This window comes from Lysinibacillus sp. FSL K6-0102 (genome assembly GCF_038003545.1).
In the GTDB taxonomy this organism is placed as follows: Bacteria; Bacillota; Bacilli; order Bacillales_A; family Planococcaceae; genus Lysinibacillus; species Lysinibacillus capsici.
This window is the reverse complement of the sequence record NZ_JBBOPH010000001.1, coordinates 3097106-3122916: the sequence shown is the minus strand read 5'-3', so window position 1 is coordinate 3122916 and position 25811 is coordinate 3097106. Positions and strand designations below refer to the sequence as shown.

Below are 25811 nucleotides of genomic sequence, written 5' to 3'. Positions count from 1 at the left end.
GAAATGAATGAGCCATTAAAGTACTTTATTGAAAGCAATACACCACAAATTGAAGAGACGATGTTTGCACTTGTTGAACAAATTGATGCACCAGCAGATTTAAAGGAATCCATGCTTTATTCATTAAAGGCAGGGGGTAAACGAATTCGTCCGCTTTTTGTGTTAGCAGTACTAGAACTTTACCGTGAAAATCTTCAGGACGGTTTGATTGTCGGTTCGGTTATTGAAATCATTCACACATATTCTTTAATCCATGATGATCTACCAAGCATGGATAATGATGATTTTAGAAGAGGCAAGCCAACAAATCATAAAGTTTATGGAGAAGCGCTGGCTACGCTTGCTGGTGATGCATTAAACACACTGGCATTTGGCATTTTAGCACGCATGGATATCTCTGCTGAAAAGCGTATTGAGCTTGTCCAGTTGCTAAGCGTTGCAGCAGGTGCAGAAGGCATGGTTGGTGGTCAAGTACTAGATATGGAAGGGGAGCAACGTCAGCTTAATTTAGCTGAATTGGAACAAGTCCATGTCAATAAAACAGGTGCTTTATTGCGTTTTAGTATTGAAGCGGGAGCCGTACTTGCAGATGTATCAGCACAAGACCGTGCTACATTGAAAGAATATGCGCATCATATTGGTTTAGCTTTCCAAATTCAAGACGATATTTTAGATATTGAGGGAACGACTGAAGAACTAGGAAAAACAGCTGGAAAAGATGTCGCTAGTGATAAAAGCACTTATCCAGCACTCTTAACCCTAGAGGGAGCAAAAGAAAAGCTTGCTGAGCATTATCAACATGCCATTAACGCACTCGATCAATTACCAATAGATGTCAGCCTATTACGTGACTTTGCTGCTTATATAGTTCATCGTAAAAACTAAGAGAAAATCAAGGCGTTGAAGGAAAAGAATATGCTAGAATAGGTGGGAACGTTTGCAATATGTAAACAATGAAGTGCTCGTACTTTTAGCATATTGATAACACTGCTATAATGGTGGAAACACAATTGCGGTGAATATTTTATTGAAAAGGTGTGTGAGAAAGGTGGATTTAAATAAAATAACTAGTCCATCCTTTTTAAAAAACTTAAATAAGAAGGAGCTTGAGCAGCTTGCCCAAGAAATTCGTACCTTCTTAATCGAAAAATGTTCTGTCACAGGTGGGCATATCGGGCCGAATTTAGGCGTAGTTGAGTTAACGATGATGCTGCATAAAATGTTTGACAGTCCTAAAGATAAGTTTTTGTGGGATGTTGGCCACCAAGCTTACGTGCATAAAATTTTAACAGGTCGTGCGAGTCAATTTGACACACTACGTCAGTTCAAAGGGCTTTGTGGATTTCCAAAGCGCGTGGAGAGTGAACATGATGAGTGGGAAACAGGTCATAGCTCGACATCTTTATCAGCAGCCATGGGTATGGCAGCAGCACGTGATATAAAAAAAGAAAACAACTTTGTTATCCCTATTATTGGTGATGGGGCTTTAACAGGTGGTATGGCACTTGAGGCATTAAATCATATTGGCCATGCAAAAACAAATATGATTGTCATCCTCAACGATAATGAAATGTCGATTGCACCAAATGTTGGCGCATTACACAATGTTTTAGGTCGTTTACGTACAGCCAAGGAGTACTCAAAAGCCAAGGAAGAGCTGGAATCACTTATTAATAAGATTCCTGTATTAGGTGGAAAGCTTGCCTCTACTGTTGAACGCGTAAAAGATAGCTTAAAATATTTAGTAGTATCTGGAGTGTTTTTTGAGGAGCTAGGTTTTAAATATCTTGGTCCAATTGATGGACATGATTTTGAAGCGCTTGAAATGACATTATCACATGCGAAAAAAGTAAAAGGGCCAGTCCTTGTTCATGTTATTACGAAAAAAGGAAAGGGCTATAAACCAGCCGAAGATGATACAATCGGGAATTGGCATGGAACAGGTCCTTATAAAATTGAAAATGGTGCCTTTGTGAAGTCTGAGACTACTGGACCAGCTTGGAGTAGTTTAATTGCTGAGACGGTTCGTAAAATTGCTCATGAAAATGAGCGTGTGGTAACGATTACACCTGCCATGCCTGTAGGTTCAAAGCTACAAGGTATTCAAAAGGACTTCCCAAATCGTTTCTTTGATGTAGGGATTGCGGAGCAGCATGCGGCAACGATGGCTGCAGGATTAGCTACGCAAAAGATGAAGCCATTTTTAGCGATTTATTCTACCTTCCTGCAACGTGCATATGACCAAGTATTGCATGATATTGCTCGCCCGAATTTAAATGTCTTTATTGGTATTGATCGGGCTGGTTTAGTGGGAGCAGATGGGGAAACACATCAAGGTGTATTTGATATTGCTTTCCTTCGTCATATTCCAAACATGACAATCATGATGCCAAAGGATGAGAATGAAGGGCAACATATGGTAAAAACAGCAATTGATTATGATGGTGGTCCTATTGCACTTCGTTATCCACGTGGTAATGGAATTGGTGTGCCATTAGATGATGAGCTTATAGCTTTACCAATTGGTAGCTGGGAAGTTTTACGTGAGGGGAAAGATGCATCTATTTTGACATTTGGAACAACGATTCCAATGGCAATGGCTGCTGCTGAAATGCTTGCGCAACAAGGAATCGATATTGAAGTGGTCAATGCACGCTTTATCAAACCGATGGATGAGGATGTGCTACACCGTATATTATCTAGTCAAAAACCGATTTTAACAATTGAAGAAGCTGTTCTACAAGGTGGATTTGGTAGTGGTGTATTAGAGTTTGCTCATGACCACGGCTATTTAAATGCGCTAGTTGATCGAATGGGCATCCCAGATCAATATATTGAGCATGGCAACGTAGATCAGCTACTCGCAGAAATTCATATGACAGCAGAAGATACGGTTGCACGTATGCATGTATTACTTCAACAAAAACAGCAAGTGGGTTTGAATAAATAATGACAAAACAACCAAAAGAACGTGTAGATATTTTACTTGTAGAGCGTGGACTATGTGAAACAAGAGAAAAAGCAAAACGGTCCATTATGGCAGGCCTTGTCTTTTCAAATGAAATACGAATTGATAAGGCAGGCGAGAAAATTGCCGTGGATGCACCGCTACAAGTAAAGGGCTCAGATTTAAAATATGTGAGTCGTGGAGGCCTTAAATTAGAAAAGGCGCTACAAATTTTTGATATGTCTGTAGAAGGGAAGCTAATGCTTGACATTGGCTCCTCTACAGGTGGCTTTACAGATTGTGCCTTACAACATGGTGCAAGACATTGCTATGCACTAGATGTTGGTTCGAACCAATTAGCATGGAAAATTCGCTCTGATGAACGAGTGACAGTAATGGAGAAAACGAATTTTCGCTACACAACGGCAGCTGATTTATCAGAAGGTTTACCTGATTTTGCAACAATCGATGTTAGCTTTATTTCGTTATCACTGATTTTACCAGTATTAAAAACATTATTGCTGCCAGGTGGGGATGTTATGGCATTGGTGAAACCTCAGTTTGAAGCTGGGAAAGATAAAGTAGGTAAAAAAGGAATTGTTCGTGATAAAAAAGTACATTTAGAAGTTTTGGAAAAAACGGCTGCAATGGCAACTGAGGTTGGTTTTGTAGTAAAAGATGCTTCATTCTCTCCAATCACAGGTGGAGAAGGAAATATTGAATTTTTATTCCATTTAGTGAATCCTATTGGACAAGAAGTGCTACCTGCATATACAGCTTTTAATGCACTCGTTGAAGAAGCGCATAATTCATTAAAATAACACGTGCTCGCTTATAGAGCCGTGTTTTTTCTTGTGCTTTTTTGTTGAAAATGGTAGTGTGATTATACACATATACAATTATTTATAAGAGGTGATTTCGTTGAATAAGGGACAACGACATATACGGATTCGGGATATTATCGCCAATCATGAAATTGAAACACAAGATGATTTAGTCGATTTTTTAAAAGAAGCAGGCTATAATGTGACACAAGCTACAGTATCACGAGATATTAAAGAGCTTCATTTAGTAAAAGTACCATTACAGGATGGGCGTTATAAATATAGCCTACCCGCAGATCAACGTTTCAATCCAGTCCAAAAATTACATCGTGCATTAGCGGATGCTTTTGTAAGTATTGATGGGGCATCACATTTTTTAGTCATGAAAGCTCTTCCTGGGAATGCGAATGCCATTGCTTCCCTACTTGACCATTTAGATTGGCCGGAAATTTTAGGTACAATTTCTGGAGATGATACCATTTTAATTATTTGTCGAAATGAAAATGAGCGTGAAAATACAAAAAATCGTTTATTAGACATGCTATAAAAAATGGTTAATTTGATTTAGAGGTGACAATTTGTGTTAAGAGAGCTTAGTATTCGAAACTTTGCCATCATTGAGGATTTGACTGTCAGCTTTTTAGAAGGCTTAACAGTTCTCACTGGGGAAACAGGTGCCGGAAAATCTATTATCATTGATGCGGTGCATTTACTTGCAGGAGGACGAGGCAACACTGAATTTATTCGTCATGGCGCAAGAAAAGCAGAATTGGGTGGCTTATTTCAAATTTCGAGTTCAGTTCATCCTGTTCTGAAAAAGTTAGAAGAAGCAGGCATTGAAATAGAAGAAGATACAATTATTTTACGTCGTGATTTGAATGATACCGGTAAAAGTATTTGCCGAGTGAATGGTAAGCTCGTGCCTTTGTCGGTACTAAGAGACATTGGGGCAAGTCTCATAGATATTCATGGCCAACATGAAAATCAAGAGCTAATGGATGAAAAGCAGCACATCAATTTGCTTGATCAGTTTGCAGAAGAAGAGCTGTCGCCGATTCAAAAAAACTATCGCGCCCAATATGATGAATACCGTTTGCTCAAAAAAGACTTAGCTTCTATATCCATTGATGAGCAGTTGATGGCACAACGTATCGATTTGTATCAATTTCAAATTAAAGAGTTGGACGAAGCTAATTTAAAGTTAGGTGAGGAAGACGAGCTTCTAGACGAACGCCGTCGTTTGATGAATTTTAATAAAATTTTTGAACGTTCTAGTGCAGCCTATGAAGCCATTCAGGGCGAAACGAAAGGGCTTGATTGGATCGGAACAGCAATGGGTGCTTTAGAAGATGCTGCAACGGTTGATGAGCAATTCAAAGAATCATCTGAGGCAGTGACAACTGCGTTTTATGCATTACAGGATGCAGCCTATCAGGTCAAAAATGTGTTAGATGAATTGGAATTTGACCCTGCACGTTTAAACGAGGTTGAGCAGCGTTTAGCGTTGTTGCAAACTTTAAAACGCAAATATGGTACGACAGTGGAAGAGATCTTGGCTTATTATGAAAAAATTAAAAACGAGTTAAATGAGCTGTTGAATCGTGATGAGATTTTGCAGGTGAAAGAACGACGTGTGATAGAGATGGAAGCTGTACTCAATGAGCTGGCTAGTGAACTTTCAACTGTACGTAAAGCTGCAGCACAACAATTGAGTGAAGCAATTATGGCAGAGTTACGTGAATTACATATGGAAAAAGCAAAATTTATTGTCAATTTCGATGAATTACCCTATTTTGATGCCAATGGGAAAGATCAAATTATCTTCTACATTTCCACAAACGTTGGGGAACCACCAAAGTCTTTACCGAAAATTGCATCAGGTGGAGAATTATCACGAATGATGCTAGCGTTGAAAACCATTTTCTCTTCTTCCAATGGAATTACTTCCATTATCTTTGATGAGGTGGATACAGGTGTCAGTGGTCGGGTTGCGCAGGCGATTGCAGAGAAAATTGCCGCGATTTCTGTTAATTCTCAAGTTTTATGTATTTCACATTTACCTCAAGTTGCAGCGATGGCTGATCATCATTACTTCATTAAAAAAGAAGTCGAGCATGATCGAACGTTTACTTCCTTATCAGAGATTGATCAAGATGCTCGTATAGAGGAAGTTAGCCGTATGATGTCTGGAACGGAAATTACAGCGTTGACACTACAGCATGCCACGGAGCTTTTAAAAATGGCAGATGAACGAAAAAAACAAATGCGTTAACCATTATTCCAGAAACAGTTTCAGCTGTTTCTGGCTTTTTTCATTTTGCGCAAATATTTACCGCTTATAAGAACGTCACAACAACACATAGTAAAAAGACAAAAATGAAAAGGAGGTGTCGTATGAATCGTCATTGGCGTCAATTAGTCATTTTGCCTATGCTCATCTTTTTATTAGTGTTGCCTATACAAGCTTTAGCCGCCAAAAAGCTTATACCAATGGGCGAAGCAATTGGAATTCAACTTCAATTGTCCCATGTATTTGTCGCACACGATGTACTGTTAGCTTCCAATCAGTGGATGAAAGGAGGCGCTGTTATTGAAAAAATAAACGATATACCAGTAAAATCTCTTGCTGATGCCAAGCAGGCTGTGGCAAAAGATGGCCAACAGACATGGACGATCAATAGTGAAGGCCAACAAATTACATTGGAATTACAAAACCAAGAAGCAGAGCATGTCATTTCCTTTTTAAAAGATGAAACAGATGGAGTAGGAACACTGACTTATATTGATCCAGAGACAAAAAATTACGGTGCACTAGGTCATCAAATTGTCGATTCAACCCTACAAGAAGCCCCTGTTTTTAGAGCTGGCTCCATTTTTTTAGCTTCTATTCAGCAAATCCGAAAAAGCACACCAGGCCAACCTGGCTATAAAATTTCCTCCATTGAAAAGCATCAAGAACGTCTAGGTAGTATAGATAAAAATACTATTTATGGTATTTTTGGCCGCTGGGAAGACGGTTATCAACAAAGATTACCCAAAGCGATAGAAATTATGCATGAAAAAGATATAAAAACGGGGAAAGCTGAAATCTATACAGCCATTGAAGGCAGTAAGGTGGAAACCTTTTCAATAGAAATTACCAAAGTGGAAAATGAACGCCTTGAATTTATAGTATCTGACGAGAAGCTCATTGAAAAAACAGGTGGCATTTTGCAGGGAATGAGTGGCAGTCCTATTATCCAAGACGGTCGTTTTGTCGGTGCTGTGACACATATGTTTGTGGAGGAGCCGAAAAAAGGTGCAGCGCTAACAGTAGCGGAAATGTTAAGAAGGTCTTCATAAAAAGGTATGAAAGGTAAAAATCCGTTTAATTTTCCCCAGGCAGGACAAAAGCCGCGGGAAACTACACGGATTTTTTACCCTTATTTCATCGAATCCAACATGTATTTCCGATAATTTCCTGAAGAAGGCATGATATTTAAAAAAACTGTAGTTTTATCTACTAAATTTATCTAAAATAAGTTATAAGAGCATTCGACAAGTCGCGTCATTTAGCGTAACTTGTCGATATTAAAAGAAAGTATCGGACTACATACTCATTTTTGGAAATAGAAAAGGTTTTTAAAACAAAAATGTCGAAAATTCCACAGTGTGCCAAAAACGGCATTTAGGGGTTTAGGTTATCGCTTTGAGGTGTTCAAAGCAAGTCCAGAAGGAGGAATTGAAATGACAAAGGTAAAAGTAGCGATTGCAGATGATAATCGTGAGTTATTAAAAACAATGGAGCAGTATTTTCAAGGACATGCCGAAATAGAAATTATTGCAACTGCTTCAAATGGAAAAGTATGTCTACAAATGCTTGAGGAATTTACACCAGATATTTTACTTCTAGATATAATAATGCCTCATCTTGACGGTTTAGCTGTATTAGAGTCCATGTATCAAAATGAGAAAATGTCATCAATTCAAGTCATTATGCTAACGGCTTTTGGCCAAGAGGATGTCATGAAACAGGCGGTGGATTTAGGAGCTTCTTATTTCATGCTAAAGCCCTTTGAATTCGACCAATTGGTACAAAAGATTTTACATTGTGCTGGACAGAAGGCGACACTTCCGAAAAAGACAAGCGTATTACAACCGACAGTACCTCAAAAATTAAATCAGCATCAATTAGACAGTACGATTACAGCCATCATCAAAGAAATCGGTGTCCCTGCACATATTAAGGGCTACTCCTATTTGCGTGAAGCCATTCAAATGGTCTTTGAGGATATTGAATTATTAGGATCTGTGACAAAAATTTTATATCCAGAAATCGCTAAAAAATTTAATACGACACCATCCCGCGTGGAACGTGCGATTCGTCACGCCATAGAGGTAGCCTGGAATCGTGGCAATTATGAATCCATTTCGTCAATGTTTGGCTATACAGTCCATCACTTGAAATCCAAACCAACAAATAGCGAATTCATCGCCATGATCGCTGACAAAATTCGTATTGATATGATGGCTAGCTAGTACCGATATAAATCATTAACATATACAGCAATTATACTTCGCATAGTACAGCGCCTTTTTAAATCTATAGTTTAAGGGGGCGCTTTTTTTGTTACTTGAACAAATAATGTGGAAATTTCTGTGGCTGACCTTTAACATTGAAATCGTTAAAAGAACGTCTAAATCAGCTAAAAATACACGATATATACATGTATAGTGGATTTAACGTCATATTCTAAAGATGAAGAGTAAAATCATTTGAGACCTTTCTACAAACTTATAGTAGGTGATTACAATAAAAAGTATAAATTTTCAATTAGAGGGAATGAATTCACTCGAAATCACACAGATAACAGAAGAGCTATTTGAGGTGCGTTTAGCATTCGATGGTAAAATAAGTATGCAATATATGAATCGACAGCAATTGATACAACTAGGTTCTACTTTCCGAATTGAAAGGAATATCAATACGCTGTTAGTTAAAAAGACCTATTCAGACCTATAGTTTAGTGGGAAGCACCCGTGGATACCTGTACTTGGAAGATGATATATTCAAAATAGCCTGATGGAATTACTTTGAATTTATCGGTAATTTTAATAAAAAAACTCAAAAACAAACAATTTATTAGTACTAAATATCTATAATCTTTTAGGGTAAATAAAATATTGTCTTATATTTTAATGATTAAGTGGTACTATTTTCTTTCTCGGTAGTGACAATGGTCTCTAAACAAATGTAAGTGGATTGTATATACTTACATATAGAGGGAAGGAGGAGGTAGCTTGATTCTAGTTCGAAATGAAAACTTCGAAATTTCTGAGGAAAATGGCAAGGTATTTATGCTTACTTTTAGCGCAGGTTTCCCATTAAAAGAATTTGATAGTATCCTACGTAGTCATCCACGACTGAAATTATCTAATTTTTCAATTTTAAAAAATGTGTTATCAACCCAGAATACCAATCCTGTTGAAATTGGACGCTGGCTTCCGAACATTGAAGCAGAAGTGGCACGTGATAAGATGTCAGCCTCTGTTTTTATATATGAAACGCATGATTATATTCAAAATAATAAAGAAAAATTAACACAACAAATCCGAGAAACACTCAATGAAAATGGAATTATACATGGCATATTAGATTTTGATATATTGAAGGCTGAACCAGGAAAAGCATTCTTAATTGCTCAAGGTGAGCAACCAATAGCAGGAATAGATGCACAAATTACATACTTACCTAAACCCGAGAGAAAGCCAGTCATTCGTGAAGACGGTAAAGCGGATTACTATGATATGAATTTTATTTCGGAAATTTCAGAAGGCTCTTGGCTAGGTGAAAAAATTCCTGCTACATTAGGTAAACCAGGGAAAAATGTGCTAGGTCAAGAAGTTGCTGCTGTACCTGGACGAGATTATCCTATTAAATATGATACAAAATCTGCCTATGAAGTGGAAGAAGACGGAAAAATCGTCATTCGCTCGAAAATTGCTGGCGTTTTAGATGATGTCAAAGGCATGATTGGTGTAAACAGGCACCTTCCTATAAATGGTGATGTAGGAGTAGAAACAGGTAACCTTGAATTTAATGGTTCACTTAGTATTAAAGGTACAGTAACAAATGGCTATACAGTTATTGCGACTGGCGATATTTCCATTGAAGGGGCTGAGGGTGTAAGCGGTGCCAAGCTTATTAAATCCATTGAGGGTGATGTATATATTCGTGGGGGCATCTTTGGTCTTGGTTCAACAGTGGTAGAAGCAGGTGGCAATATATTTGTTAAACATGTAAATGAAGCAAATTTATTTGCAGCTAATAGTATTCATATTGGTTTTTACGCACTAGGTTCACAACTTTCTGCTCATTCAATATATGTGGATGAACGAAAAGGTAAAATTATTGGGGGACGTGCAGTAGCTAAAAATACGATTGTTACGGCCATTTCAGGAAACCGATTAGAGCGTCGAACAGATTTAATAATAGAAAGTATTAATAAGCAGGAAAATAACACCGTGATGCAGGAAAAAGCAGCACAGCTAAAACAATTGCAAACAGAGATTTCAGCAAACGAGAATAGCATGAAAAATTTATTACCTTTTCTCAATCAAATGTCCAAAGAACAATCAGCGTCATTTGAGGTAACAAAACAAGCCTTAACTAAATTAAAGGCTGAAGCGATTACATTAGATCGTGAAATAAAACTATTAATGGATGAAATGCGTCATGTAGGGAAAGAAGAGATTATTGTGACAAAAGAGGCGCACCCTGGAACTTATATTCAAATTGGTAGAAAATCATCTTTATTAAGCAAAATGACGAATGGTAAATTCCTACTAGAATTTGGTGAGTTAAATGTCTAAGGCAGCTTTTATCCCTGTTTTTGCACATCGAGGTGCTTCTGCTTATGCATTAGAGAATACCTTTCAAGCTTTTGAAAAGGCATTAGAGCTAGGTGCTGATGGGATTGAACTAGATATTCAATTCTCAAAAGATGGATTACCTGTAGTGTATCATGATCCACAATTATCGAGGTTAGTAGGCACCAATAAATTGGTGAGCGATTGTACGATGGAGGAGCTTCTGCGCTTTAAACTTGGCAAGCCTTGGAGACGTCTATTTTCGTCCTATAAAATGCCAGCGTTTGAGGCAGTTTTAGCATGGGCAAATATACAGCAGATGCCGTTGAATATTGAATTAAAATCAACGATATTGGACAATAAGAGTGGGCTAATTCATTTTCTTGGAGGCTTGGCTCTGCCAAAAGGTAGTCATTTTTCATCCTTTCACTATGAGCTTTTAGAGATCGTAAAAAAGCATAGACCTGAATTTGAAACGGCCCTTATTGCTACGAAAAAAATAAAATGGGATCTTCTAGCTGATTATAAAGCGGCTGATAGTGTGCATATGCATAAAAGGTACTACAAACCAAGATATTTGGAGGCCTGTGTTACAAGTGAAAAAGCATGTCGTTTTTATGCTATTGATGGCACGGAACCATTTTTAACTAATCCGCACCCTTCTGTTATTGGTTGGATTACGGATTATCCTGATAAAGTTATCACATCTCAGCAGCGGATATAAAAAGAGCTATCCAGTAAGTCTTGCATGACTTATTTGGATAGCTTTTTTTATTTTTTTTGGAAGCGTGGTGCTACTTTTCCGTTTTTTCGATCGCGATGCAGTAAAAATCCAGCGAAAAAACCAAAGCCTATGACGAAGAAAATGACACCAACTACAAATTGCAGCCATAAAAATGGGAATGGTGAAATAAGCTTACCAAATAATGTATCACGCATAAATTTAATGCCACCTGCAGCCATAAGACCTGGAATAAGCATTACAATAAATGCAGCTAAACGGGCCATGTATACCCCTCCTTATTCCTATGATTAATTTTACCTGTGGATGGGGGAATGTCAAGGAAGGGTATAAACCAATATAATATTTTTAGCTAAAAACGTGACAGGACAGAAAGTAGCAATTGTAACTGAATGTTTAGAAAATTCTTACTTAAATAAGAATATGTAATAATAGTTGCGAAATTGTGAATTTGTCAGTATTGTAAAAATAAGTGGAGCAATATTATCCATTACTAAACAATTTCTTCTTTAAGTATTAGGGTCTAAACACCTACTACCGAATAGGAGCTCAGAATTTGCTGAGTGAGGACGCTATGAAGATTAGATTGTTAGATAAAACTTGATTGGATGGGCATTTGGGGATGCACTTTCCAAAGCAAAGGGGCGAGTTTCATGGAAATCTTCAAGTATATGGAAAAGTATGATTACGAACAATTGGTATTTTGCCAAGATGAAGCATCAGGGTTAAAAGCGGTTATCGCTATCCATGATACAACACTTGGACCAGCACTAGGTGGAGCACGTATGTGGACGTATGCGTCGGAAGAAAATGCAATTGAAGATGCATTACGTTTAGCACGAGGAATGACTTACAAAAATGCTGCAGCTGGTTTAAACCTTGGCGGTGGAAAAACGGTCATTATTGGTGACCCATTTAAAGATAAAAACGAAGAGATGTTCCGTGCGTTAGGTCGTTTCATTCAAGGATTAAATGGCCGCTATATTACAGCTGAAGATGTAGGTACAACGGTATCAGATATGGATTTAATCCATGAAGAAACAAATTATGTAACAGGAATTTCTCCTGCATTCGGTTCTTCAGGTAACCCATCTCCAGTAACAGCTTATGGTGTTTACCGTGGTATGAAGGCAGCTGCAAAAGAAGCATTCGGTTCAGACTCACTAGAAGGATTAAAAGTTTCTGTACAGGGTCTAGGAAATGTAGCCTACAAGCTTTGCGAGTATTTACATAATGAAGGGGCAAAACTTGTTGTAACAGATATCAATCAGGCAGCTATTGATCGAGTTGTTAATGACTTCGACGCGATTGCAGTGGCACCAGATGAAATCTATGCGCAAGAAGTAGATATCTTCTCACCTTGTGCATTAGGGGCAATTTTAAATGATGAAACAATTCCGCAATTAAAAGCGAAAGTGATTGCTGGTTCTGCAAATAACCAATTAAAAGATTCACGTCATGGTGACTACCTACATGAATTAGGTATCGTCTATGCACCAGATTATGTAATCAATGCTGGTGGCGTTATTAACGTTGCGGATGAATTATATGGCTATAATCGTGAACGTGCAATGAAACGCGTTGATGGCATTTATGATAGTATTGAAAAAATCTTTGCTATTTCAAAACGAGATGGCATTCCAACATATGTGGCAGCGAACCGCTTAGCTGAGGAACGTATCGCTCGCGTAGCAAAATCGCGCAGCCAATTTTTAAAAAATGAAAAAAATATTTTACACGGTCGCTAATTTAGACAGTTGATACATGAAGAGAAGTCGCATTGTCGACTTCTTCTATTTTCAACAAGAAATTAGGGCTTTAATGAAGTAAAGCTAAAGTTTTTCTAAAGCACTGACTGTTAAAAAAATCACTTGGTTATTGTTTAATAGAATCCTTTAGCACTTTTCTCAATAGGGGGAATAAACATGGCTCAAAATTATGATGTTGTCATTTTAGGTGGAGGTACAGGTGGATATGTTGCAGCCATCCGAGCTGCTCAGCTAGGCTTAAAAACAGCCATTGTAGAGCGTGAGCGTTTAGGAGGTACATGCTTGCATAAAGGCTGTATTCCAAGTAAAGCGTTACTCCGAAGTGCCGAAGTATATCGTATGGCTAATAAAACAGCTAGCGAATATGGTGTCGATATTGAAGGTGTAACATTACAATTTGACAAAGTTCAAGCTAGGAAACAAGCAATCGTTGAGCAATTAAGCCAAGGTGTGAATACACTGATGAAAAAAGGCAAAATAGATGTTTATCATGGTACAGGGCGAATTTTGGGTCCATCTATTTTCTCACCTATGCCTGGTACAATATCTGTAGAAATGTCCAATGGCGATGAAAATGAAATGCTTGTGCCTACGAATGTTGTCATTGCAACGGGCTCAAAGCCTCGTGGTATGGCAGGGTTAACGATAGATGGGCAATATGTGCTGAATTCAGACCACGCATTACAGTTAGAAAGTTTACCAAAGTCACTCCTAATCGTTGGTGGTGGTGTTATTGGAATTGAGTGGGCATCTATGCTATGCGATTTTGGTGTATATGTAACAGTAGTAGAATATGGTCCATCCATTTTACCAGCTGAAGATGCGGACATCGTTAAAGAAGTGACGAAACAACTTGAGAAACGAGGCGTTCGTATTGTTACGAATGCTCGCTTAGATACAAATACATTCAAAATTGAAAATGATAACGTTTTCATTTCTGCGCAAGTGAATGAAAAAGAAGAAGTTTTTGAGGCTGATAAACTATTACTTTGTGTAGGACGTGAGGCGAATACGCAAGGTATTGGTCTAGAAAATACAGAGATTGAAGTGGAAAATGGCTTTATTAAAGTGAATGGTTCCTATCAAACGAAAGAGTCTCATATGTATGCCATAGGAGATGTGATTGGTGGCTTACAATTAGCGCATGTTGCTTCTCATGAAGGGCTTTCAGCTATTGAGCATATAGCAACAGGGAAAACCGAGACATTGGATGCACTAAAAGTACCGAAATGTGTTTATTCCTATCCAGAAGTTGCTAGCATTGGATTAACAGAAAGTGCTGCTAAAGAACAAGGATTTTCATTAAAGATTGGTAAATTCCCGTTTAAGGCCATTGGTAAAGCATTAGTAAATGGAGAGACAGAAGGCTTTGTCAAAATTATTGCTGATGAAGAAACAGATGATATTTTGGGTATTCATATGGTAGGGCCTCATGTAACAGATTTAATTGGTGAAGCATCCTTAGCAAAAGTGTTAGATGCAACACCATGGGAAATTAGTCAGGCAATTCATCCACATCCATCCTTAAATGAGGTGTTAGTGGAATCTGCTCTAGCAGTGGATGATCGCGCTATCCATTTTTAATTTTCTGAATTTCATAACTAACATATCCAAATGTGGGGATATAGGATAAGATAGTTATTTCTCTATAATACGAAAGGGGTGTTCGTATGCAAGATGTTCAAATCAAACATGAAGATTTAGGTTTGTCAAATGAAGATGTACTTGCTATGTTCGAAACAATGTTAATGGCCAGAAGACTGGATGAGCGTATGTGGTTGTTAAACCGTTCTGGTAAAATTCCGTTTGTAATTTCCTGTCAAGGTCAAGAGGCGGCACAGGTTGGAGCAGCCTTTGCACTGGATAAAAGTAAGGATTATATTGCACCTTATTATCGTGATATGGGTGTTGTTTTACATTTTGGTATGACACCAAGAGAACTGATGCTATCTGCGTTTGCTAAAGCAGAAGATCCAAACTCTGGTGGCCGTCAAATGCCAGGCCACTTTGGTCAAAAGAAAAATCGTATTTTAACAGGTTCATCTCCTGTTACGACTCAAGTTCCACACGCAGTGGGCGTTGCACTTGCAGGACGTCTACAAAATGAAGATTTTGTTTCTTTCGTTACGCTTGGTGAAGGTTCATCCAACCAAGGAGACTTCCATGAAGGAGCGAACTTTGCAGGTGTGCATAAGCTACCAGTCATTATTATGGTAGAAAACAATCAATATGCGATTTCTGTGCCAGTAGAGCGTCAACTAGGCTGTGCAAAAGTATCTGATCGTGGGATTGGCTATGGAATGCCAGGAGTGACCGTGGATGGGAAAAATCCGTTACAAGTGTATAAAGTGGTGAAAGAGGCTGCAGATCGTGCACGTAATGGGGAAGGTCCAAGCTTAATCGAAACAGTCACTTATCGTTTAACAGCCCATTCTTCAGATGATGATGACCGTCAATACCGTACGGCTGAAGATATTGCAGAAGGCAAAGCAAAGGATCCAATTGTATTATTTGAAAAGTATTTAATGGATAGTGGCGTGATGACGGACGCGATACGTACTGAAATCGAAGAGCGTGTTATGGCAGAAGTAAATGAAGCAACTGATTATGCTGAAGCGGCTCCATATGCACAACCAGAGCATGCACTTAAATATGTTTATGCACCAGTGGACGGAGGTGACATGTAATGGCAGTAATGTCTTATATTGATGCGATTACATTAGCAATGAAAGAAGAGATGGAACGTGACGAACGAGTTTTCATTTTAGGAGAGGACGTTGGTCGTAAAGGTGGTGTATTCAAAGCCACTACTGGGCTATACGATCAATTTGGTGAATACCGCGTGCTTGATACACCGCTTGCAGAAAGTGCAATAGCTGGTGTGGGTATTGGTGCTGCGATGTACGGTATGCGTCCGATTGCTGAAATGCAATTTGCTGATTTTATTATGCCAGCTGTCAATCAAATCGTCTCAGAGGCAGCCAAAATTCGTTACCGTTCTAATAATGACTGGACTTGTCCAATGGTCATCCGCGCACCTTTTGGCGGAGGTATTCACGGGGCACTTTATCATTCACAATCCGTTGAAGCACTTTTTGCTGGTACACCTGGTTTGAAAATTGTCATTCCATCAACACCGTATGATGCAAAAGGCTTATTGAAAGCTGCTATTCGTGATGAAGATCCAGTATTATTTTTCGAACATAAACGTGCCTATCGTTTAATTAAAGGGGAAGTACCACTAGATGATTACACATTGCCAATTGGTAAAGCAGATGTAAAACGTGAAGGAGATGACGTGACAGTCATTACCTATGGTTTAGCAGTCCACTTTGCTTTACAAGCGGCAGAACGCCTAGCTGCGGATGGTATTTCCGCTCATATCCTTGACTTGCGTACAGTTTACCCTCTGGATAAAGAAGCGATTATTGAGGCTGCAAGTAAGACAGGTAAAGTATTGCTTGTCACAGAGGATAATAAAGAAGGTAGTATCATGAGTGAGGTTGCTGCAATTATTGCAGAACATTGTTTATTTGAGCTTGATGCACCAATTCAACGTCTAGCGGGACCTGATGTGCCAGCCATGCCATATGCACCAACGATGGAGAAATATTTTATGATTAATCCTGATAAAGTGGAACGTGCTATGCGAGAACTTGCTGCGTTCTAATAGATTACAACAAGGCTGAACGAAAAAATAAAAGCCTCAGACGGAACAACAGATTTTGACTTTGCACATATGAAAGTCAAAATCTGTCTAAATGCCTATCTACGTTTAATGTTTTTAGCGCTGCATCAGGTACAATGACGCCTAGGCTTAATTGATGGGAGGAATAAAAGATGTCGGTTCAAAATATTACAATGCCACAGCTCGGCGAAAGTGTAACAGAAGGTACAATTGAAAAATGGCTTGTAAAGCCTGGAGATACAGTTAAAAAGTATGATCCATTAGCAGAGGTTGTTACTGATAAAGTAAATGCTGAAATCCCGTCATCATTTGAAGGGGTTATCACGGAGCTACTTGCGCAAGAAGGTCAGACATTACCAGTTGGAGCAGTCGTTTGCTCGATTGAAATAGCGGGAGAAGGTGAATTACCAGCACCACCACCTGAAAAAAAATCAGCGGTAAGTACGGCTATTTTAAATGCAGGTGTTCAAAAGAAACAGGAGGCACCACAGCAGGTAGCAGCTCCAGTATCTGCACCAAAAGAGGCACGTACGGGTAAAGTACGTTATTCACCAGCTGTTCTTCGACTTGCACAGGAGCATGATATAGCTTTAGACCTTGTAACAGGTACTGGCGAGGGTGGTCGTATTACACGAAAAGACCTGTTAAAGCTCATTGAAACAGGTAATATCCCAACGGCAAATGATGTAGCACAAGCAGCTCCAACCGTTCAAACGACATCAGCACCTACAGCAGCTTCTGCACCACAGCAACAAGTGGAAAAAGCAGCTGCACCTGTACAACCTATTCATCCAGGAGATATCGAAATTCCAGTGACGAAGATCCGTCGTGCCATTGCGAATAATATGGTGAAAAGTGTACATGAAGCGCCGCATGCTTGGATGATGATGGAAGTGGATGTAACAGATTTAGTGACTTATCGTGATAGCTTAAAGAATGAATTTAAGCAAAAAGAAGGCTTTAATCTTACATATTTCGCCTTCTTTGTAAAAGCGGTTGCTCAAGCTTTAAAGGAATTCCCAATGCTGAATTCGATGTGGGCGGAAGATAAAATCATTCAAAAACATGACATCAATATTTCGATTGCAGTAGCAACGGATGATGCCTTATTTGTACCTGTTATAAAACACGCAGATGAAAAATCCATTAAAGGAATTGCGAAAGAAATCAATGAACTGGCTATCAAAGTTCGTACAGGAAAATTAGCAATGGATGACATTACTGGTGGTACATTTACAGTGAATAATACAGGTGCATTTGGCTCTGTTCAATCAATGGGCATCATCAATTACCCACAAGCAGCGATCCTGCAAGTGGAAAGTATTGTAAAAAAACCTGTTGTTTTACCAGGTGGAATGTTTGCTGCACGTGATATTGTGAATTTATGTTTATCATTAGATCATCGTGTGCTTGATGGACTTGTCTGTGGTAAATTCCTAAATAGAGTAAAAGAAATACTCGAAAATACAAATAAATCTTCAACGTCAGTCTACTGATGACTTGTCGGAAACCTGCTGTATAAGGGTTTCCGATTTTTTTTATGCTTTTCGAGTCGCAATTTGTCATGTAGAATAACAAATAGAAACTACTAAGGGGGGAAGCTGATTAAGCGTCCGCATGTCAAACAACATGAAAAATATTGAATTTGAAATACCAGCCTATTCAGACTGGCAAGATGCAGCAATCAAAGCTTTAAAAGGGAAACCATTTGAGTCACTATTCACAAAAACAAATGAAGGTGTTACACTACAGCCGCTTTACACGCAAGAAAGTTTAGTAGCTAAGCTTGGAGAAGAGCTTGATTTACAAGTTGCCACAATCCGTTCCCTACAAAATGATCAAGTATTTCAGGTGGCACAACAAATTCACGCTGATTCAAGCGAAGCTTTTTTTGCACAGCTTGAGGATAGTCTAGCTCGAGGCAATGAAGTTATTACGATTGATAGCCGAGTGAGCTTTGCTTGGACAGAAGAAGTATTGGTCAAATTAGCATCATATTTCTCAGAATATTCGTTTAAAATTACTATTGAAAATTCAAAAGACCCATTATTAGCAGTATTCGACAACATTCCAGTAGATCAACAAGAAGCCATTAAAGGTTACATTATTTCAAAAGACCCTATCACTTTGACTGCATTTCCGAACGTGCGCTCAGTCAGTGCAGACACAACGGTTTATCATAATGAAGGTGCTAACGCTGTACAAGAATTAGCCTATGCACTTGCATTAGCAGCCAAATTTGCAGAACAAGAAGAAAGCTTTGAAGCGTTCTCGAAGAAATTCTTTGTATCATTTGCCATTGATACACAATTCTTTACGGAGATTGCAAAGCTACGTGCTTTTAAAGTACTTTGGAAAGCGTTCTCATCCGCTTATGGCGTAACAGATCATATCAAAATCCCTACTGTTGCTGAAACATCATTAAGAAGCTTTTCTAAATTAGATGTGTATGTAAATTTACTACGCTCTTCAAATGAAGCGCTTTCTGGTTTAATCGGTGGTGCTGATCTCTTTACGGTTCATCCACATGACGTGTTAACAAAACCTACGGATCAATCCATTCGTATCGCTCGTAATGTATCATTAATTTTAAGAGAAGAAACAAATGTCTTAAAAGTAAAAGATCCAGCAGGGGGCTCTTACTTTATCGAGTCGTTAACAGCAGATTTTGTGAAAGAAGCATGGGCACTATTTTTAGACATCCAGGCAGCTGGCGGTATCGATGAATATACAGCCTCTGGCAAGCTTGCAGAAGAAGTGGAAGCATCCTATCAAAAACGCATCAAAGCTGCCCAAACACGTAAGCAATCATTAATTGGAACGAATATTTATGCTAATCCAGCTGATATTCTTGAACAGGATACAAATCCATTATTTGCTGATATTAAGCGTATCGCTGCTCCATTTGAGGACTTACGTGCAGACATGACAGCAGCAGATGTAAAAACAGGTATTTTAGCATTAGGATCATTAAAAAGCTCTAAACCACGCGCAGATTTTGTAGCGGGCTTCTTAAACACAGTGGGTCTTGTACCAGAAAAAAGTGAGCCAGTGACAACTGTAGAAGAGGCAGTAGCTTGGCTGAAGGCGACAGAGGCTAAGTATGTAGTGATTGCAGGCAATGATGATGATACAAAAGCATTTGTATCGGCCATTTTAGCTGAAAAACCAGCAAATGTGCTTGTAGATGTAGCGGGCAAATTTAAAGACGAAGAAGAAGCATGGTTAGCAAATGGCTTAAACGGCTTTATTTTCGCAGGACAAAACATCATTGAAAAATTACAGTCCGTGTTTGCGAGCATGAAGGAGGTCCAACGATGAGCAAGCCAAATTTTAATGCAGTAGAAATAGAAAAGGTTTTGACAGCTGAAGCACCTCAAGCGTCTGAAGACAAGTTCATGACAAATGAGGGGATTGAAATTAAAGATATTTACACAAAAGAAGATATTAAAGAGGCTAAACATCTAAATGATGTGGCAGGGATTGCACCCAACACACGTGGACCATACCCTACTATGTATGTAGCACGTCCATGGACGGTTCGGCAATACGCTGGTTTCTCAACTGCTGAAGAATCCAATGCCTTTTACAAACGAAATTTGGCCATGGGACAAAAAGGTCTTTCTGTCGCGTTTGATTTAGCAACACACCGAGGCTATGACTCTGATCATCCACGTGTAACAGGGGACGTAGGAAAAGCTGGGGTTGCGATTGACTCAGTTGAGGATATGAAAATCCTTTTCGATCAAATCCCGTTAGACCAAATGTCAGTTTCAATGACAATGAATGGTGCCGTATTACCCGTCCTTGCATTCTATATTGTAGCAGCAGAAGAACAAGGGGTAACGCCAGATCAATTAGCAGGTACTATTCAAAATGATATTTTAAAAGAATACATGGTGCGTAATACATATATTTACCCACCAGCTATGTCAATGAAAATCATTGCAGATATTTTTGAATATACAGCGAAGTATATGCCAAAATTTAACTCTATTTCAATTTCTGGTTACCATATTCAAGAAGCAGGCGCAACAAATGACATTGAGCTTGCCTATACATTAGCAGATGGCTTGGAGTATGTACGAACAGGATTAAAAGCAGGCATTGATATTGATGCATTTGCACCTCGCTTATCGTTCTTCTGGGCAATTGGTATGAACTATTACATGGAAGTTGCTAAAATGCGTGCAGCACGTCGTATTTGGGCACAAATGATGTCTACGTTTAACCCGAAAAATCCAAAGACATTAGCATTACGTACGCACTCCCAAACATCTGGCTGGTCATTAACTGAGCAAGATCCATTTAACAATGTTGCACGTACTTTAATCGAAGCAAATGCCTCTTCGATGGGACATACGCAATCCCTTCATACAAATGCATTAGATGAAGCGATTGCACTTCCAACAGATTTCTCAGCACGTATCGCGCGTAATACACAGTTATTTTTACAAGAGGAAACAGCGATGACAAAAGTCATTGATCCTTGGGGTGGTTCGTACTACGTAGAGAAATTAACAGAAGAAATTACGAAATCTGCTTGGGCGTTAATCGAAGAAATTGAAGCGCTTGGTGGTATGGCTAAAGCGATTGAAACGGGACTTCCAAAAATGAAGGTTGAGGAAGCTGCAGCAAAACGTCAAGCGAAAATTGATTCTAAAACAGAAACGATTGTTGGCGTGAATAAGTATCGCTTAGCAAAAGAAGAGCCAATCGATATTTTAGATATCGATAATACCATTGTTCGTCAAAAACAAATTGAACGTTTAGAAGCGATGAAGGCAGCTCGTGATGAAGCGGAAGTTCAAAAACATTTAGCTCGCTTAACGAAGGCGGCTCAAGATGGAGAAGAAAACCTGCTAGCGGTAGCAGTGGATGCAGCGCGCGCTCGTGCTTCTTTAGGTGAAATATCTGATGCGATTGAAGCAGTTTCTGGTCGTCATAAAGCGGTCATTCGTTCGATCTCTGGTGTTTACTCTGCAAACTTCTCTGATGAGGAGCAAATTGCGGAAGTGAAACAAATGACAGAAGAATTCCTTGAAAATGAAGGTCGTCGTCCGCGTATTTTAGTTGCTAAAATGGGACAAGATGGACATGACCGTGGTGCAAAGGTTGTCGCAACTGGTTATGCAGATTTAGGCTTTGACGTAGATATTTCTCCATTATTTATGACGCCTGCTGAGGCTGCTCAAATGGCTGTTGAAAATGATGTTCATGTTATTGGTGTGTCTTCACTAGCAGCAGGACATAAAACGTTAGTGCCTGAATTGATAGCTGAGCTTGAAAAACTAGGTCGTGAAGATATTATCATTATTGTGGGTGGTGTTATACCAGCACAAGATTATGATTTCCTTTATAATGCTGGTGCAGTAGCCATTTTCGGACCAGGTACAGTGATTCCTGTATCCGCACAAAAAATTATTGAAGAAATCTACAAACGTTTAGGCTATGAGGAAGTGTCTGAATAATGGACAAAAATAAAGGAATGGAAGAAAGTGCGCTATTTGTCATGGACGGAGTAGAGGCGACTCACGACGGGATGCAATATGGTACACCCAAAAAGTTCCGAAAGAAAAAGGCAGACACTCTAAATGTAGGAGAGCTTGCACAACAAGTACGTGCGGGCTCTCGCACACATTTATCAAAAGCCATTACCCTCATTGAAAGTTCAAACGCTACCCATAAAGTACAGGCACAAGAACTATTGCAGGAGCTTCTTCCACATACAGGCAATAGTATCCGAATTGGCATAACAGGTGTGCCTGGGGCAGGAAAAAGCTCATTCATAGAGGCTTTCGGTACTATGCTTTGTGATATGGGGAAACGAGTTGCTGTTCTTGCCATTGATCCAAGTTCTTCTCTATCGGGAGGAAGTATACTTGGCGATAAAACGCGTATGGAAGAGCTCGTTAAGAAGCCTAGTGCATTTGTGCGTCCATCGCCATCGGCAGGTACCCTAGGGGGTGTTCACAAAAAGACACGAGAAACCATGTTAGTTTGTGAGGCAGCAGGCTATGATGTGATTTTAATTGAAACAGTTGGTGTTGGACAAAGTGAAACCTATGTCCGTGGCATGGTTGACTTCTTCCTGCTTCTAGTTTTAACAGGAGCGGGGGATGAATTGCAGGGCATGAAAAAAGGCATTATGGAATTAGCAGATGCAATTGTCGTGCATAAGGCGGATGGTGATAATGTACGTCTAGCTAAAAAAACGGTTGCAGAGTACAAACAAATTTTGCACTTTTTACAGCCTGCTACACCTGGTTGGATGTCAACTGCCATGCCTGTTAGTTCACTAGAAAATCGAGGACTTGATAAGGTTTGGGAAACAATTGGGGAATTCAAGCAAATCGTAGAAGCAAATCACTATTGGGCTACCCGACGCCAGCAACAAACAAAAGAGTGGTTCCAATCGATGATTACCGATCATTTAATAGATCTCTTTTATGGAAACCCGCAACGTAAAGCACAAGTACAACAGCTTGAACGTCAAATTTTAAGTGGACAGTTGACAGTTACACAAGGTGTGGATCGTTTATTTAGCGAGGAGCAGGAAGACAAGTAAACGAGTCTTATTGAAATCGTAGTAATTTCAACTGAAATGTGTTGAGCAAGTAGGTGCACAAATTGCTTGCAAACTGCTATGATAAGAGATGGATAAGCGTCAAAAATCTACTATCTGAAATATAACTAAATTGGCGCGAACTTGAAAGGAGCTATCGCTATATGAATATGGATTACGATTTATTTATGCAGGAAATTTTAAAAACAGCACGTGCTGAAATTGAGGCAGCTGGTTATGAACAATTAACAACACCAGAAGCTGTAGAAGAGGCGTTTGCTCGTCCAGGTACAACATTAGTAATGGTGAACTCAGTGTGTGGTTGTGCGGGTGGTATCGCTCGTCCAGCAGCAGCACAATGCGTTCATTATGATAAACGTCCAGACCATTTAGTAACAGTGTTTGCAGGGCAAGATAAAGAAGCAACTGCAGCAGCGCGTTACCATTTTGGAGAAGATCATCTACCTTCATCACCATCATTCGTTTTATTAAAAGACGGACAAGTTGTCGCAGAAGTGGGACGCTATGAAATTGAAGGGCATGACCCAATGTCAGTTGTGACAAATTTACAAGCAAACTTTGAAGAATATTGTGACGAACTTTAAGTCTATTCTTGCATAAGAAAAATCATTTTCAATCAAGTAGAAAAGCCTCATAGATTATGCTATCTATGTAGGCTTCCTACTGATCCTCATGTATAGGTAGTTTCATTATTGTTAAAATTTTTGTAATATTGGCTAAATAATTAGCTGAATGAGTGAAGAGTACTAAAGGATGGGAGGCAGTCGGCCTGAAGAAGTTTTCAATCGGCTATCGAACTTTAAAAACAGCAATTGGTGCGGCCATCGCTATTGCCATTGCACAGTATTTTGATTTAGCCTCATATGCATCTGCTGGTATTCTAACGATATTATGTGTGCAACCAACAAAAAAGAAATCCATTTATGCAGCCTATACACGATTGGTTGCAAGTATTGTAGCAATGCTTTTTGCCTTTGTAAGCTTTGAGTTATTTGCTTATCATCCACTTACACTAGCAGGCATGCTTATACTCTTTATTCCTACTATTGTATCTTTAAAGGTTGCGGATGGATTTATCTCCAGTGTCGTGATTATTATGCATATTTACGCTGCTGAAGGTTATTCATTAACACTTGTTTATAATGAATTAGCGTTGATGGCTATCGGTTATGGAACAGGGATTGCCATTAATATGTATATGCCAGACATTCAAAAGGAATTAAATTACTACAGAGTCAAAATAGAGGAGCTATATAGTAAGATTTTTTTAGAAATTGCCAGCTATTTACGGCAAGGAGATACGTTGTGGAACGGCCAAGAAATTATCGATGCAATCAAAGCACTAGAAGAGGCAAAATCATTAGCGTTTAAAGATGTTCAAAACCATTTTACAAGACGTAAAAATGATTACTATGTATATTTCGATATGCGAGAGCAGCAGCTAGAAATTATCGAAAGAGTGCTACCCAAAGTGACGACATTACCTGTTATAGTACAAGAGGCTGAAATTGTGGCAGATTTTTTACAAGACCTAGGTGAGCATGTTCATTCGGGGAATACGGCTAGTCAGTATCGCGAAAAACTCGAACATGTTAAGCGCGATTTTTCTCAGCTTCCTTTACCACAAAGCCACGAGCAATTTATCGCTCAGGCAGCCCTCTATCAGTTTATAGAGGAAATGGACAGGTATTTAGAAATAAAGCAGTCATTTAAAGGGTTAAAGGCTAAAAAAGAGCGCCCACAGTAGTGTGGACGCCTCGTGCTTTGCCTTAAATTATCATAGATAATCCGAATGCTAGAGATGAGATTAGCATAATTGCGATCATACTATAAATAACGACTTTTTGAAATTTTTTATTACTCATATGCTCGTTCGCTCCTTCTTTTCTTATAAATAGTTTAGCAAATCTGAAAAATTTCTCAAGTAGTAGAGTTTTGACAAAAAAGTCTGTAAAATAGAGTATGTACCATAACAGAAGGAGATGTCACCATGGAGAAAGTAGACCATATTGGGATTGCAGTGCGCGATCTTGATGAACGCATTACATATTATACAGAAACTTTGGGCTTAAAGTTGATGAAAGTGGAAGAAGTAGAATCTCAACAGGTTCGTGTGGCATTTATCGATGCAGGGAACGTGAAAATCGAGCTATTAGAACCAATGAGTGATAAAAGTGCCATCCATGGTTTTATTGAAAAACGTGGAGAAGGAATTCATCATGTTGCGTTTGGTGTGACGGGAATTCGTGAACGAATGGCAGAGCTTCGTGAAAAAGGTGTACGTCTCTTATCCGAAGAGCCAGGGCCAGGTGCTGGAGGGGCAGAGGTTGCGTTTATGCATCCTAAATCCTCATTTGGGGTGTTATATGAATTATGTGATAAAAGTGGAAAAGGGGATAAGTGATT

At 39.0% G+C, this 25811-nt stretch carries 23 protein-coding genes; 21 read left to right on the top strand and 2 right to left on the bottom strand.

Annotation, left to right across the window (positions count from 1 at the left end):
- The first annotated feature begins 3 nt into the window (after nt 1-3).
- From NYE73_RS15895 to NYE73_RS15850, 10 genes are all read left to right on the top strand, one after another.
- Entirely contained in the window at nt 4-885 is an 882-nt protein-coding gene (locus NYE73_RS15895; protein ID WP_115673382.1) for a polyprenyl synthetase family protein, read from the top strand.
- Between the two features lie 163 nt (nt 886-1048).
- Nucleotides 1049-2950 carry a 1-deoxy-D-xylulose-5-phosphate synthase gene (gene dxs, locus NYE73_RS15890; protein ID WP_131522459.1) on the top strand — a complete coding sequence of 634 codons (1902 nt, stop codon included), beginning with the start codon at nt 1049-1051 and terminating at the stop codon, nt 2948-2950.
- Complete coding sequence (locus NYE73_RS15885) at nt 2950-3768, top strand: TlyA family RNA methyltransferase (RefSeq protein WP_004231167.1); 819 nt, start codon at nt 2950-2952, stop codon at nt 3766-3768. Before dxs ends, NYE73_RS15885 begins: the two co-directional genes overlap by 1 nt.
- A gap of 100 nt (nt 3769-3868) precedes the next feature.
- Nucleotides 3869-4318 carry a transcriptional regulator AhrC/ArgR gene (gene ahrC, locus NYE73_RS15880; protein ID WP_004231170.1) on the top strand — a complete coding sequence of 150 codons (450 nt, stop codon included), beginning with the start codon at nt 3869-3871 and terminating at the stop codon, nt 4316-4318.
- A 33-nt stretch (nt 4319-4351) separates the two neighbouring features.
- Entirely contained in the window at nt 4352-6043 is a 1692-nt protein-coding gene (recN, locus tag NYE73_RS15875) for a DNA repair protein RecN (RefSeq protein ID WP_048392299.1), read from the top strand.
- A gap of 122 nt (nt 6044-6165) precedes the next feature.
- The gene (locus NYE73_RS15870; protein WP_048392300.1) at nt 6166-7113 is read left to right on the top strand and encodes a SpoIVB peptidase S55 domain-containing protein; all 948 of its coding nucleotides are present in this window, start codon (nt 6166-6168) and stop codon (nt 7111-7113) included.
- Between the two features lie 384 nt (nt 7114-7497).
- Nucleotides 7498-8289 carry a sporulation transcription factor Spo0A gene (spo0A, locus tag NYE73_RS15865; RefSeq protein WP_016993890.1) on the top strand — a complete coding sequence of 264 codons (792 nt, stop codon included), beginning with the start codon at nt 7498-7500 and terminating at the stop codon, nt 8287-8289.
- Nucleotides 8290-8554: 265 nt separating this feature from the next.
- A complete protein-coding gene (locus NYE73_RS15860) occupies nt 8555-8773 on the top strand; it encodes a hypothetical protein (RefSeq protein ID WP_340815613.1) in 219 nt (72 codons plus the stop codon).
- 278 nt (nt 8774-9051) lie between these two features.
- A complete protein-coding gene (locus NYE73_RS15855; protein ID WP_259950888.1) occupies nt 9052-10623 on the top strand; it encodes a DUF342 domain-containing protein in 1572 nt (523 codons plus the stop codon).
- On the top strand, nt 10616-11344 hold the full coding sequence (locus NYE73_RS15850; protein WP_054549168.1) for a glycerophosphodiester phosphodiesterase: 729 nt from the start codon (nt 10616-10618) through the stop codon (nt 11342-11344). The genes NYE73_RS15855 and NYE73_RS15850 overlap by 8 nt, the downstream gene beginning before the upstream one ends.
- Before the next feature lie 47 nt (nt 11345-11391).
- Here the strand turns inward: NYE73_RS15850 and NYE73_RS15845 are convergent, their stop codons facing one another.
- Nucleotides 11392-11628 (bottom strand): DUF2627 domain-containing protein, encoded by a 237-nt coding sequence (locus NYE73_RS15845; protein ID WP_004231186.1) that lies wholly within the window; start codon nt 11626-11628, stop codon nt 11392-11394.
- 387 nt (nt 11629-12015) lie between these two features.
- Between NYE73_RS15845 and NYE73_RS15840 the strand changes: the two genes are divergently transcribed.
- The 10 genes from NYE73_RS15840 (at nt 12016) to NYE73_RS15795 (ending at nt 25152) form a co-directional block, all read left to right on the top strand.
- The gene (locus NYE73_RS15840) at nt 12016-13110 is read left to right on the top strand and encodes a Leu/Phe/Val dehydrogenase (protein WP_048392303.1); all 1095 of its coding nucleotides are present in this window, start codon (nt 12016-12018) and stop codon (nt 13108-13110) included.
- A 177-nt stretch (nt 13111-13287) separates the two neighbouring features.
- On the top strand, nt 13288-14715 hold the full coding sequence (gene lpdA / locus NYE73_RS15835) for a dihydrolipoyl dehydrogenase (RefSeq protein ID WP_054549169.1): 1428 nt from the start codon (nt 13288-13290) through the stop codon (nt 14713-14715).
- Between the two features lie 86 nt (nt 14716-14801).
- Nucleotides 14802-15818 (top strand): thiamine pyrophosphate-dependent dehydrogenase E1 component subunit alpha, encoded by a 1017-nt coding sequence (locus NYE73_RS15830; protein WP_259950889.1) that lies wholly within the window; start codon nt 14802-14804, stop codon nt 15816-15818.
- Complete coding sequence (locus NYE73_RS15825) at nt 15818-16801, top strand: alpha-ketoacid dehydrogenase subunit beta (protein ID WP_016993882.1); 984 nt, start codon at nt 15818-15820, stop codon at nt 16799-16801. Before NYE73_RS15830 ends, NYE73_RS15825 begins: the two co-directional genes overlap by 1 nt.
- 170 nt (nt 16802-16971) lie before the next feature.
- The gene (locus NYE73_RS15820) at nt 16972-18315 is read left to right on the top strand and encodes a dihydrolipoamide acetyltransferase family protein (protein WP_259950890.1); all 1344 of its coding nucleotides are present in this window, start codon (nt 16972-16974) and stop codon (nt 18313-18315) included.
- A 121-nt stretch (nt 18316-18436) separates the two neighbouring features.
- Nucleotides 18437-20140, top strand: coding sequence for a methylmalonyl-CoA mutase family protein (locus NYE73_RS15815; protein WP_103118407.1), 1704 nt, complete (start codon nt 18437-18439; stop codon nt 20138-20140).
- Complete coding sequence (scpA, locus tag NYE73_RS15810; protein WP_004231201.1) at nt 20137-22290, top strand: methylmalonyl-CoA mutase; 2154 nt, start codon at nt 20137-20139, stop codon at nt 22288-22290. The genes NYE73_RS15815 and scpA overlap by 4 nt, the downstream gene beginning before the upstream one ends.
- The gene (gene meaB, locus NYE73_RS15805; protein ID WP_048392309.1) at nt 22290-23387 is read left to right on the top strand and encodes a methylmalonyl Co-A mutase-associated GTPase MeaB; all 1098 of its coding nucleotides are present in this window, start codon (nt 22290-22292) and stop codon (nt 23385-23387) included. Before scpA ends, meaB begins: the two co-directional genes overlap by 1 nt.
- Before the next feature lie 161 nt (nt 23388-23548).
- On the top strand, nt 23549-23989 hold the full coding sequence (locus tag NYE73_RS15800; protein WP_004231203.1) for a BrxA/BrxB family bacilliredoxin: 441 nt from the start codon (nt 23549-23551) through the stop codon (nt 23987-23989).
- 152 nt (nt 23990-24141) lie between these two features.
- Nucleotides 24142-25152: an aromatic acid exporter family protein gene (locus NYE73_RS15795; protein ID WP_081010952.1), complete on the top strand. Its 1011-nt coding sequence runs from the start codon at nt 24142-24144 to the stop codon at nt 25150-25152.
- Between the two features lie 22 nt (nt 25153-25174).
- Here NYE73_RS15795 and prli42 read toward each other — a convergent pair whose 3' ends face one another.
- Nucleotides 25175-25270: a stressosome-associated protein Prli42 gene (gene prli42 / locus NYE73_RS15790; protein WP_009370219.1), complete on the bottom strand. Its 96-nt coding sequence runs from the start codon at nt 25268-25270 to the stop codon at nt 25175-25177.
- A 125-nt stretch (nt 25271-25395) separates the two neighbouring features.
- Here prli42 and mce point away from each other — a divergent pair, with 125 nt between their 5' ends.
- Nucleotides 25396-25809, top strand: coding sequence for a methylmalonyl-CoA epimerase (gene mce / locus NYE73_RS15785; RefSeq protein ID WP_004231207.1), 414 nt, complete (start codon nt 25396-25398; stop codon nt 25807-25809).
- Nucleotides 25810-25811 lie beyond the last annotated feature (2 nt).